At 43.2% G+C, this 14,963-nt stretch carries 12 protein-coding genes; 7 read left to right on the top strand and 5 right to left on the bottom strand.

All coding sequences use genetic code 11. The features are described 5' to 3' along the window. Positions 1 to 7: 7 nt before the first annotated feature. From NL647_RS07250 to deoD, 4 genes are all read right to left on the bottom strand, one after another. On the bottom strand, positions 8 to 1,591 hold the full coding sequence (locus tag NL647_RS07250; protein ID WP_017818508.1) for a GGDEF domain-containing protein: 1,584 nt from the start codon (positions 1,589 to 1,591) through the stop codon (positions 8 to 10). Beyond that, positions 1,575 to 3,059 carry a hypothetical protein gene (locus tag NL647_RS07245; RefSeq protein WP_253649909.1) on the bottom strand — a complete coding sequence of 495 codons (1,485 nt, stop codon included), beginning with the start codon at positions 3,057 to 3,059 and terminating at the stop codon, positions 1,575 to 1,577. Before NL647_RS07245 ends, NL647_RS07250 begins: the two co-directional genes overlap by 17 nt. A 169-nt stretch (positions 3,060 to 3,228) precedes the next feature. Further along, entirely contained in the window at positions 3,229 to 4,698 is a 1,470-nt protein-coding gene (locus NL647_RS07240) for a hypothetical protein (protein WP_005452883.1), read from the bottom strand. Between the two features lie 68 nt (positions 4,699 to 4,766). Next, a complete protein-coding gene (deoD, locus tag NL647_RS07235) occupies positions 4,767 to 5,477 on the bottom strand; it encodes a purine-nucleoside phosphorylase (RefSeq protein WP_005375140.1) in 711 nt (236 codons plus the stop codon). Positions 5,478 to 5,874: 397 nt separating this feature from the next. On the opposite strand from deoD, the gene NL647_RS07230 reads away from it, so the two are divergent. The 4 genes from NL647_RS07230 to NL647_RS07215 are packed head-to-tail and all read left to right on the top strand — an operon-like array spanning position 5,875 to position 9,990. Continuing rightward, positions 5,875 to 6,825, top strand: a complete 951-nt coding sequence (locus NL647_RS07230; protein WP_005452880.1) for a DUF523 and DUF1722 domain-containing protein — start codon at positions 5,875 to 5,877, stop codon at positions 6,823 to 6,825. Next, a complete protein-coding gene (locus tag NL647_RS07225) occupies positions 6,815 to 7,618 on the top strand; it encodes a MerR family transcriptional regulator (protein ID WP_005452878.1) in 804 nt (267 codons plus the stop codon). Before NL647_RS07230 ends, NL647_RS07225 begins: the two co-directional genes overlap by 11 nt. 23 nt (positions 7,619 to 7,641) lie before the next feature. After that, complete coding sequence (phrB, locus tag NL647_RS07220) at positions 7,642 to 9,057, top strand: deoxyribodipyrimidine photo-lyase (protein ID WP_050938341.1); 1,416 nt, start codon at positions 7,642 to 7,644, stop codon at positions 9,055 to 9,057. 6 nt (positions 9,058 to 9,063) lie between these two features. Then, on the top strand, positions 9,064 to 9,990 hold the full coding sequence (locus tag NL647_RS07215) for a L,D-transpeptidase family protein (RefSeq protein WP_253649908.1): 927 nt from the start codon (positions 9,064 to 9,066) through the stop codon (positions 9,988 to 9,990). 180 nt (positions 9,991 to 10,170) lie between these two features. Here NL647_RS07215 and NL647_RS07210 read toward each other — a convergent pair whose 3' ends face one another. Continuing rightward, the gene (locus NL647_RS07210) at positions 10,171 to 11,217 is read right to left on the bottom strand and encodes a tyrosine-type recombinase/integrase (protein ID WP_253649907.1); all 1,047 of its coding nucleotides are present in this window, start codon (positions 11,215 to 11,217) and stop codon (positions 10,171 to 10,173) included. A gap of 225 nt (positions 11,218 to 11,442) precedes the next feature. Between NL647_RS07210 and NL647_RS07205 the strand changes: the two genes are divergently transcribed. From NL647_RS07205 to NL647_RS07195, 3 genes are read left to right on the top strand one after another with little or no spacing between them, the layout of a single operon-like run. After that, positions 11,443 to 12,360, top strand: coding sequence for a hypothetical protein (locus NL647_RS07205; RefSeq protein ID WP_253649906.1), 918 nt, complete (start codon positions 11,443 to 11,445; stop codon positions 12,358 to 12,360). Further along, positions 12,360 to 12,812: a hypothetical protein gene (locus NL647_RS07200; protein ID WP_253649905.1), complete on the top strand. Its 453-nt coding sequence runs from the start codon at positions 12,360 to 12,362 to the stop codon at positions 12,810 to 12,812. Before NL647_RS07205 ends, NL647_RS07200 begins: the two co-directional genes overlap by 1 nt. Continuing rightward, the gene (locus tag NL647_RS07195; protein WP_253649904.1) at positions 12,802 to 14,916 is read left to right on the top strand and encodes a hypothetical protein; all 2,115 of its coding nucleotides are present in this window, start codon (positions 12,802 to 12,804) and stop codon (positions 14,914 to 14,916) included. The genes NL647_RS07200 and NL647_RS07195 overlap by 11 nt, the downstream gene beginning before the upstream one ends. Positions 14,917 to 14,963: the final 47 nt, after the last annotated feature.

The following is a 14,963-nucleotide window of genomic DNA, read 5'->3' as shown; positions in this document are numbered from 1 at the left end:
GGCGTTTTTATAGTTCAGTGCAGACTTGGTTTCGGCCATTGGCTTTGGCGCGGTATAGGGCTTTGTCGGCGCGATAGAAGGTACGTTGCGTATTCTCTCCCTCCCGATGCAAAGTAATGCCTATCGACACGGTCAGACCGCGTTCACCAAGAATCTCATGCCACCCAAATTGGTAAATACGTTCTCGGTAGTTTTCTGCGTGCATTTCAGCCTTAGCGACTTCGGTGTTTTCAAGAATAACCAAGAACTCTTCTCCACCGAAGCGCACACACGATGAACCGCGGAACTTGAAGTAACCTGAGAGTTCTTTCGACACATTGACGATCGCCTTGTCACCAACAAGGTGGCTGAGTTCGTCATTAATCGATTTGAAGTGGTCAATGTCGATCACCATAAGTGCAAATGGCGTGTCGTGCAGCAGCAGATCTTTTAGTTTCACTTCCAACCAACGTCGGTTATGTAAAGAAGTCAGCGGATCGGTGAATACATCTTGTTGAAGCTGAGCTACGGTATTTTTGTGTTGCTTGGTGGTCTCTTTGAGTTCTTTGTTTTCAATCTCAGACAGAATGAGTTTTAGTTGCAGCTCAAAGCGAGTGAGGCGGCGCAACTGTGCTGGTCCCAACTCACTAATCGGAATATGTTTGACTAAGTCGGACTCAACTCGAAAAGCTTTCTTCTCGTAGTTTAACGCTTCTTTGAACAAGCCTTGCGACGCGCATACTTGGCTCATTGCATTGTAGAATCGGTTCGCAATAAGTGGTGAGGAGTGCTCATTAATGCGTTTGCCCGTTGATGCCAGCAGCAAGTTCGCTAAAGATTGATGACCGACCTCATTTAAGCAGTAAGCCGTTTCAATTTTTACCATGGTTGAGAGCCAGTAAGTATGTTGCTTGCCTGTCGCATACTGGATTTGCGAAATCGCAAGTAAGGCTTGTTCATATTCCTTTTGGAGACGATATAACTTGGCGCGATATAAATGAATTTGCCCAGTTAAGTTCTTATCACTTACTAGGATACTCAGTTCTTCGCATTCACTTAGTAGCTCGGTTGCTGCGCCGATGCGTTGCAGGCTGATGTAGCACGCTAGCATGTAGAGTTTGTAACGCAGTCTTAGTGAACGGCTACCGATTGCATGGTCAATCGCGTCGATTTTCTGGTAATAACGTAGGGCACGATTATGATCCCCATACGCATCACAAAGATTGCCCATACCAATGATGGCGAGAACATATTCATCGATATAGCCGTACTCAACGGCGATGTTGGTTGAGGCGATGTATTCGGTCAGTGCTGCGTTATAGTCCCCTTTTTCTACCAAGCGATCACTTAAACTCGCTTTTACCGATAGGATATCTTCTACATCCTCTGGGAGTTTTAGTAGATCAAGTGCAAGGCGTAGCTCTTCAATACTCTCGGTTAACTGTTTAATCTTGCTACGATATTCAGCACTAATGATGTAGCAATGCGCTTTTTCTTTGTTGGTCGAGGCGATATGAAGGCGAATGTGCTCCCACAGAATCAATGCCTCTTCACCGGCGACAGAAGAGGGATCCATTCCCGCATCAGTGACCTTACTAAGCAGTTGTTCCATTCTTCAATACCTCAATATGGCTTTCTTCCAACTGCTCTAAGGTGAACGGGAAGGTTAGGATGTCCTGTAGATAAAGTGTCGGTTTTGGACCATCAAGACCACGACGCTTCCAAGGATAGATGTCTAGCATCGAACACACGGTTTGATACAGATCTTCTGCCGCTTGGTCTTTTTCTGCGATAAGCATGGCTAAGCGATCGCTGCTTAGGCGGGAAATTAAATCACTGGAAGTGGTCAATGAGTGAACCAGCTCGGTACAAATATCGAGAAATGCGGGCTCAGCGTGGCGGATCATGATGATCGCATGATTAGAGCGTTTTAATTCGGTCTTAAATAGAACCAGTTGTTCCCACCAGTAAGTTTCTGATACTACATTTGAGAACTGCTTTTCTGGGTCATATTCATGTTGAGCACGGATACGATTGATGAGCTTGCGTGCTCGCTGTTCTAACTGGCGTTTTGAGCCTCGTGCTTTGTCCATGCTGACTCGATGCGTTTGCTCTTTCAGCATTTTGAGTGCGTGTTTGCGGTATTTCTGAAACGCTTGGAAAGCACCTTGATAGTCACCTTGCTCTTCCGCTACGCGCGATTGTTGGAAACAAATTTGACTGAGCAATTCGCCGTTATCAAACGCGAGGGCGGATTGTTCTGCTGATTGCAGTAGCTCAGATGCACTTTCGGTATTTTTACGTAGTAATTCGAGCCTTGCTCGGCTGATGAAAGAATGCGCTTTCATCCACGTAAGATCTTGTTCAATTGCGAGCTGGTGGGCTTTTTGAGTAGCTTCTTCCGCTGCGTCTAAACGTTCTAAACCCAGTAGAGCGAGACCTTTGAAATCCCAGATTTCTGCGTGCCAAGTGCTGTCTTCGTGATCTCGAAGTACTTCGGTCGCACCGTCGAGCACTGTTAGCATTTCGACAAAGTTATTCAGCAAGTAGTAATCCCAAGCAAGCAGGATTCTGGCTTTCCCTTCTAGCCAAGCTATGCGAACGTTGTTTGCCACTTTTACCGCGAGCTCATGGGTTGAGGCGGCAAGTTTGTGTTCATTGGTGATTCGCCAAACATTACCAAGACCAATCAAAGCTTCGATTTGAACCTCGATATCGTCGACTAGCGCAGACTGCTCTAGAGCATTAATCCAGTATTGCTGAGCAGAGTAGTACTTAGCTTGTCCCCAGTATTGTAGGGCAAATAAGTGAAGTATTTCAGGTAAGTGGTCGTCAGTGTCGAGTTGAATTTGAAGGTTATAGGCGTCTTTAACCAGCTTTAAGCCGTGTCGATAATCCATGCTACACCAGCAGGCATGGGACATAACAATAAGCGCACGAATCTCACCGTCAACAAACAGAATTTGTTCTGCGCGTATCCGGCATTGTTCTGCAATTCGAAATGCGCGCTCAGGATCAGTTTTTATCTGACCTTCAAGCGCAGTTAGCTCAGTTTCGAGCTGAATTTGGCTTTTATCCAACGTTCACATCCATGACTATAGAACTGGAATTTACACCTAAAAACAAGTGGTTAGATGCGTTTATCATTTCGGTGTGGAAAATCGCCACACCAATAAGGGATCGGATACTGTAATGTATACCGTGTTCAGCGCTTACTTACCACTTCTAAATGAGTAAACTGTTAAATAGTCATGACAACAATTGTTTGATCGTTAGTGGTGCGTCGGTGACTTTCAGTCTCTGAGCGGCAGTGAGTCCTTGCTTATCCTGATAGCACAAATTATGCCAAGCTCTGAATATATCTAAAAGAGGCAATATACCAGCAGGTCTTAATTTGCGACGTGGCTCGTTGATGAAGCTCTCAAACAGCAGTTGGAAACGGTTTTGATAGAATTGGATGTGGCGAGTTGTTGCTACATTGAACCAAGCTTCAGGTTCATTTTTATCACCAGCTAGATAACAAATACCTTTGTTACATTCGTATTGACTAGAAATCGCCCAGCGATCTCGCCACCAACTCATATAAGCGATATCTACCTTACCAAACGGGGCATTCATATCCCAAATTGCGTCTTCTTCTACGTACATAAGATCGACGTTTTTCTCTTGAATACGAGACAAACAGACGCTCAACGCCGCTGAGCGGAGCAGGGGATCTTGTGGCATGTAGATCGATACGCGCTTCTCTGGGCAACACATATCCAATACATGAAGATAGTGTGCGTACGAGGTATAAGGTGGACGAATTAAGGCACCTTTAGACGGATAGTGGAAAACAGAGAGATTTCCCATTGGATCTTCGACGTTACCACGGGCCAAAATCGTTTGGTATTTCTGATCGATGCGCTCACGCAGCTTTTTTGATGGCTCTGGTGGTGGTTCACTTGCTTCAGCGGTGTATTCTTGTGATACAAAGCGAGAAACTTCATCGTATGGATTGTGATCCAAGGACGCCACTGGCTCATCATCAGATGAATAGTTCACATGCTGACAAAGAATGTAGCCCGAATGTGCCTCACCAGAAGCAATCCAATACACGCCATTATTACTATGGGGTTGCAATGCAACGTAGCTAGAAGCGAGCTCATAATGCTGCGCGTGGTTTACCCAGCGTGCATCAATGGTTGCAAGCTTACGGCGGCAACGACTAGCAATGTGATCAACATGATCGTAAAAGGTTTTTGGATTGATGCTCAGTTTACGGCAGATTTCTCGGACGGAATATCCCGTGAACAGCAAGCCCATCAAGTTCTCTTGAAATTGAAGCTTTTTGTTGGCACCAGACCATTTATCGACAAAAGTACTTTGACACACTTTACAGCGGTAACGTTGGCGATCGCCACTGTAACCAAAAGCGTGATAGAGGTGTTTATGAGTGTGGACAGAAAGTCCGAAGTTGTCGCAGTCATCATTGCGACAAGCAGGTAGTCCATCACTGTGGACGTGTCTCAAACGATGAAGTTCGTTGACCACATCGCGGTTGTTAAGTAAGGGGGGGAAAGCTCCACATTCACGGCACACCATCGCCGGACGTTTAGGGTTAGCATGCTGCAAGACGTAACGCTTTGCATCACTCAATCCAAAGTTGTCACACGCCAATGTTTTACAAAAGTTGAGTTGTAACCCATCTGCGTCCTTTGGCAGTTCGCCGTTAGACACAATCGCCCCCTCGGGATAATTCAGGCAGCCGGTCAGGCTCCGGCTGCAAATTACTACTTAAGTATTTCTTAGATGTTGATTGCAGTTTCTAGAGCAACTTTCATCATGTCGTTGAACGACTTTTGACGCTCTTCAGAGCTTAGTTTTTCACCACGGATGATGTGATCAGAAACTGTCAGGATAGTTAGAGCTTTCGCGCCTAGGTCTGCAGCTACGCCGTAGATACCTGCCGCTTCCATATCTACACCTAGGATGCCTAGTTTTTCCATCTTCTCAAAGATGTCAGCTTCTGGTGTGTAGAATAGGTCTGCAGAGAATACGTTACCTACTTTAACTGGTACTTCTTGAGCACGCGCTTGGTTAACCGCTTCTTCTAGAAGACCGTAATCAGCGATTGCTGCGAAATCGTGGTTGTTGAAACGGATACGGTTAACTTTAGAGTCTGTAGAAGCACCCATACCGATAACAACGTCCATTAGTTTCACATCGTCACGTACTGCACCACAGCTACCTACGCGGATAACGTTTTTCACGCCGTATTCAGCGATTAGCTCGTGTACGTAGATACAGCAAGATGGGATACCCATACCGTGACCCATAACAGACACTTTCTTACCTTTGTATGTGCCAGTAAAGCCGAACATGTTGCGAACGTCACAAACTTGTTTCACATCTTCTAGAAAAGTTTCTGCGATGTATTTTGCACGCAACGGGTCGCCTGGCATTAGTACTGTTTCAGCGAAATCACCTGGTTGTGCGTTGATGTGTGGGGTTGCCATAAGTGCTCTCCAAAGTTTTGTTCAGGTAAAACGCATCAATTATAGAATGCTATTACCAATTCTGTTGAACTTGTTCGTTTTCGTTGAGGCAATAATATCGGGACAGGGTAGGGGGGCATGAGAGTTGAGTCACAAAATGGTCGGTTTTATTGTTTAAATAATCTGTTGATAACTAAATCTGTTGAAAGCAAAAAGGCAATCGATTTGCTTTTGAGCAGTTTGTCGATTGCGCGCACAAAATCTCGTCTTTCAGCACAAAATTTTTTCTTAAAAGTTTCTGATCGATATTCGAAGAGAGTGAGTAAAACGATTAAATTGTACAATTTATTTTCTTGTACAATGTTATTTGACTTGCTATAAGTTATACAACAAAACATTTTGTATAGGATGCTTCGTTATGGAATCTTCAATCAAAGTTGGTATCAGTTCTTGTGTACTAGGCGAACGAGTTCGTTTCGATTCGGGACATAAAATCAGTAACTTCGTAACGAAAGAGCTCGACGGCTACTTTAGCTTTGTTCCCGTATGTCCAGAAGTCGGTGTTGGTATGTCTGTTCCCCGCCCTACTATTCGTTTGGTAAGCAATGAGGAGCGAATCGCGCTGGTAGAAACGAAAAATCCAGAAAACGACCATACTGACAACATGCTTGCGTACTCAGAAAATAAGGTGAACGAATTAGAGGGTGAAGAGCTGTGTGGTTACATCGTATGTGCGAAGTCACCAACGTGTGGCATGGAGCGAGTGAAGGTATACAGCAAAAATAGTGCGGCGAAAGAAGGTATTGGTTTGTATACCAGAACATTAATGGAAAAAATGCCGTGGTTGCCTGTAGAAGAAGACGGTCGTCTAAACGATCCGGTTTTAAAAGAAAATTTCATCACGCGTGTTTACTGTTTGAATGACTTTTATGAGTCGATGGGCGGCGAGCCCACACGCGGCAAAATTATTGATTTTCACTCTCGCTATAAGCTGACTTTAATGGCGCACCATCCAGAGTCTTATCGTTCGCTGGGACGCTTGGTTGCAGATGTATCAAGTTACGAAATGGAACAGTTTTACAACGAATATCGTCTAGGTCTGATGAAAGCGTTACAGAATCGCGCCAGTCGAAAAAACAACACGAACGTCCTGATGCATTTGCAAGGCTATTTTAAACGCTCTTTAACCGCTAATGAAAAAGCGGAGCTGGCGACGGTGATCAGTGATTATCGTACGGGCTTGTTACCATTACTTGCCCCGTTAACGTTAATTAAGCACTATCTCAATACGTACCCCGACGCGTACTTACAGAAACAAAAATACTTAGAACCGTATCCACAGGAGATGAGACTTCGTTATGGATTGTAGCCAAGAAGAAAAACTATACGCAATTCGAGATGTATCAGAGTTAACGGGAGTAAAACCCGTTACTCTGCGCGCTTGGCAAAGACGCTATAACTTGATCCAACCACAAAGAACAGAGAAGGGTCACCGCCTGTATCGACAGCAGGATTTAGATACTATTCGTGAAATTCAAGGTTGGCTTGCAAAAGGCGTTGCGATTGGCAAAGTCAAAGGCTTGCTAGGTCAGGAATCAGATGTGGATTTAGTGACCGATATCCAACGACTAGAAGAAGTGGAGTCAATGCTCAAAGCGTTATCTGAACTCAATCGTGGCAAAACAGAAACGCTGTTATCGAATGTGCTAAAAGAGTACCCACTCAACATTGTCATTGAACAGCTGGTCAATCCTGTGTTTGAAGCGTTAGATTTGGTGAAAGTCTCGCTACGTTCTTTACAGCTTGGTTTGTTCCAAACTTGCTTGATTACTCGATTAGCCTTGGTTGTCGATTCGGAAAATAAGGCATCTTCCAAGGGAAAATGTTTGCTTTTGAGTTTTGAACAAGTTCGTGACTCAGAGAGCTGGATTCAGGCGGCAAAGCTGTGTGAACAGGGGTATCACATTACTCTGATTGATAAAGTCGAAGACATCTCGGGTTTAGTTGAGCATGATGTGATGTCACGTTATCAATACGTGCATTTCTTCTCGAATAAAGCGCTGCCTATCAAGCAAGTTGAAGCTTTGGCGACCTTATTAGAGCAAGCTCCGAAGCAAGTGAAGCTATCTGAAGTCATCGAAAAACTGCATTTCCCGCAATAAATCCATCCTCGTAAGGAGGCGACATGATTCTTGTATGGTTTCGACGTGACCTAAGAACGTTAGACCACACAGCACTTAAGGCTGCATTGGATACTGGGCTTCCGGTTGTTGCTTGTTTTGTTTCGACCCCTGAGCAGTGGCGAGAGCACCATATGGCACCGATGCAAGCTGATTTGATTGCTCGACGTTTATCTCACCTTAATGAAGAGCTCGCCAAACTCAACATCCCATTTTTATACAAAGAGGTGCCCGAGTTTGCCGATGTAACAGAGGTCATAAATGATTGGGCTACTTCTTTAAGCGCTCAACGTGTCATGGCGAACATCCATTACGAGGTGAATGAACAAGCACTAGATAGAGAGGTTTCTCACGCACTTTCAATTCGAGGCATTGCCTTTGATACTTTTCACGATAAGTGCGTTCATGCTCCGACTACCGTTTTAAATAAACAGGGGGAGTACTTTAAAGTATTCACCCCGTTTAAACGTGCTTGGTTGGCAAAGTTTCAAATGCCAGTTGTATCGAAACCTGAGCCGCAAGCCGAGCTGTCACCGTCTACCATCCAGCCGATTCAGCCAGATCGCTACCATGATGGTGTCGCATTCTCTTATCCTAGAGAATCTAGCAAGCGATGGTTCGCAGCAACCAGTGATATTGTTCAGCATTTGCGAGAATTTGCTCGAGACCGTAGTGATGCCTACCAAGCTGAAAGGGATATCCCTTCTGTTGATGGTACGAGTCAATTGTCTCCGTATTTGGCTATCGGCGCTCTGTCACCAAGGCAGTGCATCGCTAGGTTGTATGCTGAAAGCCCTATGGTTGACCTATCAGATGGTAAAGCGACGTGGCTGAGCGAAATCATTTGGCGAGAATTTTATCAACACTTATTGGTATTCGAGCCAAAGTTGGTCAAGGGCAGAGGCTTCATTGCTTGGGAAGACAAGATTCAGTGGTCGTACGATGAGCAAGCCTTCGAACGCTGGAAAGCAGGAAATACTGGGTACCCTATCGTGGATGCGGCAATGCGCCAACTTAATACAACAGGTTGGATGCACAATCGACTACGTATGATAGTGGCAAGCTTCTTAACCAAAGATCTTCATATCGATTGGCGGTGGGGTGAAGCTTATTTTATGAGTAAGCTGGTGGATGGAGACTTTGCCGCCAACAATGGTGGGTGGCAATGGTCGGCATCAACAGGGTGCGACGGGCAGCCTTACTTCCGCATATTCAATCCGATCAGCCAAGGCGAGAAATTTGACTCTGACGGAACCTTTGTTCGCCATTGGGTGCCGGAAATAAAACAAGTACCAAACAAATTCATTCATAACCCTTGGCTATGGAGTGGCTTTAATTTACTGGATTATCACAAGCCGATGGTTGATCACAAGGTGGAAAGAGAGATAACCTTACGGCTCTTCAAAAATGCCAAGGAATAGAGAGAGATGCCTAGCAAGAAGCGTCCAATGAGTATCGCTAAAAGAACCCTGTTGTCTATATCGTTGTCTTTAGTGAGTAGTTTGTCATTCGCTAAAATGTACCAACTACCAGAGGACGGAGCTCGCGTTATAGGTCGCATGGAAAACCATGTGGTTGAACAAGGCGAAACTATGGCGAATATTGCGAAGCGATATGATGTTGGCATGCTTGCGCTAATGGCTGCAAACAAAGGGGTTGACCCGTTTCTCCCTCAAGATGGTCACGTTTTAACGATCCCTACTCAGCTTATTCTTCCTGATGTCCCTCATAAAGGTATTGTCATTAACCTTGCCGAATTGCGACTTTACTATTTCCCAGAAAACGAAAACGTGGTTCATGTTTTTCCTGTAGGTATAGGTCGAATTGGTCGAGACACTCCAGAAATGACTACAAGTATCAGTCAAAAGCGTCCTAATCCGACTTGGACGCCACCTGCCTCTATTCGTGCAGAGTACAAAGCAAAGGGGATTGACCTACCTGCTGTCGTTCCTGCTGGACCAGATAACCCACTAGGTATGTTTGCACTTCGTTTGGCATATGGGCATGGTGAATACTTGATCCACGGCACCAATAAAGATTTTGGTATTGGTATGCGTGTGAGTGCGGGTTGTATTCGTATGGACCCAAGAGATATCGAATGGTTATTTGATAAAGTACGTCGTGGCGAAAAAGTAAAAATCATCAATCAACCGGTTAAAGTCGCATTAGAACCAGATCGTAGTGTGTTTGTTGAGGCGCATGAACCATTGACTCGCAGCAACGGCGAGAAAGATCACTTACAAATTCCACAAGAGTTGGATTGGTGGTTGGATGAATATGGGATGACGAATGCGAAAGCTAAAGCAACGATTGCTGCTCAGAATGGTGTTCCAGTAGAAATAACCGCGCCTTAACAAGCGTTAAAGCGCGGAATCACATCTTACTTAGTGTAATGCGTAGTGCTTTCTGGAAGTCAGTGAAATCAAGGCTTTTAAAGATATTTCAATGAGTTATAAACTACGCATAATATCAATACTCTTCAATAATCATCAGTATTAAGAAAATTCGCCGCCATTTTGTCGCCATATTTGTGGCTACAAACCCAATCTTGAAATGGGATTTAACTCAGCCGCTTGAATCAGATGATCGGTTGAGAAATGGGAATAGCGCATGGTCATCTTGATATCACTGTGGCCTAAAATTTTTTGCAATACCAGAATGTTTCCTCCGGCCTCCATGAATCGACTTGCAAATGTATGTCGAAAAACATGTGTATTCTGGCCGTTCGGTAAGTCTGGAAATGTTTGGCTAACAATATATCCAATGCCGTGAATACAGTTTTTAAACAAGCGATCTTTCTCTCCTGTTCGTTCAAACTCTATCAGTTCGTTATAAAGTTTTTCAGTGATTGGAACAGTTCGGTTCTTTTTGCTTTTGGTATCAATGAATGTGATTTTGTGTTTAGTGATCTGCGGTAGTCGAAGATTGATAGCTTCTGAAATTCGTGCCCCTGTCGATAAGCAAATTTTGCATACGAGTTCGAACTCTTTAGCGCGCTTGCTTTTACCTATACGGTCGAAGAGGGTGGTGATGTCTTCATTTGAGAAGAAGCCCATCTCGGACTCATTAACAGGGATCGCTTTAACACTGGAAAGTGGATTTGGTTTAGTCCACTCTCCAAGGGAAATCAGCTCATTGAACACAGCTCGCAAATATCTTAAATCAAGATTGTTGGTAGGAGCGGAAATTGATTTACCAGTAGCAGTCTCATCCCCATATCGGTTTTTTGCTTTTCGGCTAGAACGCCAGTGAACAAAGTCTTTTGCAGTAAACTTGATTGCAAACGGGTTGCCGAGTTCTTCCACTATTATGCAGAGGCGAGGGTACACTTTTGCCGCAGACTTTAGGTGCTGACCGTGAAGCTTGTGCCAGAGTTCGATTAAGTCTTGAAGTGTACGTAAGTCCTTCTTTTCACCAAGCCAAGGTTTATCATCAATCTCGGCCATGGTGAATTTTTCGAACGCAAGTGCTTCGCCTTTTGTAGCGAAGCGTTTGCGAATTCGTTTACCTGCTCGGCCCTGCGGGTAGCATTCACAAAGCCAAGGTTTGTTGTGACCGTCTTTTAAGTTTCTAATGGACATTATAATTGCCGTGTTATACTGTTTTTATATACAGTGCATTGATGAGTCCTGATTATCCATTGTTTGTTTTTGTTAATGATAAACAAGTTAATTAATGTGGTGCGCGTTGAGGTGTTAATCACATATATGGTGATAACTTATAACCCTCTAAAATTTAAGGATTAACTGGATGTAACCGAGCACGTATCATGAGGATTATTTATATGCGATGGGTGCTCAAAATATATGATTCACACTGATGTTGGCCTATTAGACGGTGACAGATGGGAAAGGTTGATCCAGTTGGTCTTTAAAAAGCGATATGACACCTATCAAGACATGGTAGCGTCTCCGGGTGACCTAGGCATTGAAGGCTTTGTTCTGGACGAGGGCATTATGATTCAGTGCTATTGTCCTGATGAAGAATATAGCGCTGGGATTCTTCATGAGAAGCAGCGAGATAAGATGACGACTGACATTGGTAAGCTTGCTAAGAACGAAGAAGCTTTAATAAAGCATATAGGCGATTGCAAGATTTCTCAGTGGTTATTCATTACTCCTCGTATCGGAAAACATGACATTCATGCGCATGCGAGAAAGAAAGAAGCTGAAGTCAAAGATCAAGGGTTGTCATTTATAGCTGATGACTTCCAAGTACTAGTAAAAGACCTAGATTACTATATTCAGGATATAAGACAGCAGCAGGTGGTGAATGGTGAGCAATTGTGTTTCACGAGTGCTAAAGGTGAAGTGATTCCAGAACCTGAACTAACGACAGAGTATGACGAAAATATTGACGAAAAAAATGAAGTCAGAAGCTCCATCAATAATGTTTATAAGCCTAAAACACATCAACGACTTAATGAATTGACCAAAAAACTATACCTTGATGGGTACGATATTTTACGACGTATTTTTATCCAATCACCAGATCTCTATGAGCGTATAGCAAAGCTTGTAAACAAGTTTGAGGATGAGGTAGAAGAAGTGTCGATGACATGGGAAGACAGTCCTCAAAGGTTAGTTTCTTCAATTGAAGAAAAGCTGATTGGTCGATTTGAAAAAGACCCTTACATTTCAACGATTGAATACGAAGATTTGGTGTCGATTACCAAGCACATGGTGGCGAGGTGGATTGCAGAATGCCCAATGAGGATTGAGTAGTGAGCAAACTGATTTTTAACCGAAAAAAATCGGCAGTAATTCCTGAGCTGAGACCAATGTACAAAATTGGAAAGTTGCTTTTGATTTTGAAATTGTGTTGTAGCGGTGGTAAAGCGAGTCTCCTTAAATTGCACTTGTTTAATTGGGCGATGCTTGATCCTCAACGAATGAAAGCATTACAGGTGTCCGCCGAGAAAAAAGAGCTCCTATTAGGTGTATGGGGAATTGATCCGTCACTCAATATGGCGCTTAGCTATGCAACCTCAGAAGGCTTGCTCGCAAGGACCAGTAATGGTGCATATCAACTAACTGCGAAGTCCGAGAACTTTATATCAGGGACTAAACTGGTTGAGTTGTTTGATTCAGAAGCGAAAGAATTGAAAGTAATTGCAAAAAAGATCACTGAAAAAATGGTAAGTAATGCAGCTAAAAGGTGGGTAGATGAAGTTTAACCAATTATTTGTAACGTTATCCGCTACAGACAACCAAGATTATGGGTATAGAATTCCGTTCAGTCCTGGTCTAAACATTATTCGTGGTGACAACTCATCAGGAAAAAGTACTTTCGTTAACTCGTTAATTTATGCTCTTGGTATGGAAGAGATCATCGGGTCTAAAGGAAGTGCAGCTCTACCATATGCACTAAAAGATAGATTTGATTTAGATGGTGAAGAAAAGCGAGTTGTTAGTTCTACGGTCTATTTAGAGCTAGAGAACAAACAGGGGCAAATCATAACATTAAAACGCGCTATCAAATCGGAAGCTGTTGATACAAAGCTGATTCAGATTATTGAAGGTGCATATCTGACTAACGAATCTTTATCAAACTTCAGAAGCCAATATACGTTTTTACATGATGCGGGTTCTGCCCAAGATGAATACCGAGGGTTCTTTGCATACCTTGAAAAGTTCTTAGGCTTTGAACTTCCTAGTTTGTCAGATAATAAAGGTAAAGAGACCAAGCTGTATTTGCAATCAGTCTTCTCTGCTTTACTTATTGAACAGAAAAGAGGTTGGACAGATTACATTGCTAATATCCCATATTATGGGGTAAGTGGGATGCGAGAAAAGGTCGCTAGTTTTCTGCTAGACCTCGATAGTTTCAGGAACACCAAAAAGCTCAATGAACTGCAATCAAAGCGTGCTAGGGTGCTTAGTGAGTGGTCTGAGTCTGCAACTGAAATTAAGGTTTCAGTAGAAAATAAAGGTTTATCTGTTTCTGGGGTGAGCAAAGTACCATCAGTCGAGTTTGACCCGAAATTGGTAACCATAGGTGAAAGAGTAGGTTTAGAGGTTAAACCATTTGAACAGGTCAAAGCTGAGCTAAACCAAGAAATGTATGAGGTTGTGAAAAATGAGAAGGCACAGCTCTCTGACGACTCGCAGGACTTAGTAGCTAAAATCGAATCAGTTCAAGATAGAATCGATGAGCTTTTGCTCATGCAGGGAATGTGTGGGAGCCAGATTAAAATTAATGAGTCTCAGCTTGGTCAATATAAAGAAAGCTTAGAGAGCATCGATAAAGATTTGAAAGGTAACAAACTTACGAGAAAGTTAGTCAAGTTTGGTGTGGATGAAGCAGAGCTGGATTTTGCCAAAGGAAGGTGCCATACCTGTCTTAATCTAATTGATGATATTTTAATTTCTCCGGATAGCGTAGCTATGCCGATGTCATTAGAAGAAAATATCACTCACTTAGATAACCAGAAAAAGATGACTAAGTCGTTAATAGATGGCCTCCAAAAAACAATTGAGCGAGACAAAGGTCAACTACTAACCATAAATCGTGAGGTAGTTAAGTTTAGAAAAGAACTCATCTCACTGAAACGAGACATCAAATCAACGAACAGCATCAAAGAAGCTGATATTAGAAAGAAAATCGTTATAGAAAATCGTCAGATAGATCTGAAAAAGCTTGAAGATAAAATGACGGGGCTCCTAGAAACACTGGCGTCTTTAGCTAAACACTATAAGAAGTTAAATTCAGAGATAGCTTCACTTTCAAAACATAGCTTTACAGGAAATGATTGGGGCAAGATTAACGCTTTCTCTACTGAGTTTAAGTCACTAGCTTCCAAATTTGGCTACCGAAGTGCTGAAGTCGACGAAATCGAAGTGAAGCCAGGAACGCTACTCCCTTACCTAAGTGACATAGAGCTACGAGAGCAGCTGGAAACACCAACAGAGCTTCAGCAAAAGCAAAGTGCAAGTGTGGCTGATATCAAATCTGACTCATCAGCGAGTGATTTTGTAAGGCTTATTTGGTCTTACTTGATTGCACTATATAAAGCATCGGCATCTCAAGGGGGAAACCATCCGGGGCTAATATTGTTTGATGAGCCAGCACAGCACTCTATGAGTACCAAGAGTGTGAATCAGATGCTAGACACCTTAGCAAAAACTCGGGGATTACAGAGCATTGTGGCAGCATCATTTGATGAAAATGAAGACACATTTAACTCTTCAGTAGCTGGGCTAAGCGAAAGTAGCTTTGAGTTGGTTCGCTTACCTAGGAAAGTAATTGTAAGGCTTGAGTCTAGCCCTTTAAATGCGTAATACTTGTCCAGATAAAACTAAAAAAGGCATCATATAGATGCCTTTTT

Origin of the sequence: Vibrio sp. Y29_XK_CS5, assembly GCF_024181835.1 — a bacterium.
In the GTDB taxonomy this organism is placed as follows: Bacteria; Pseudomonadota; Gammaproteobacteria; order Enterobacterales; family Vibrionaceae; genus Vibrio; species Vibrio harveyi.
The sequence above is the reverse complement of the archived record's forward strand: the minus strand, read 5'-3'. Positions and strand labels throughout refer to the sequence as shown.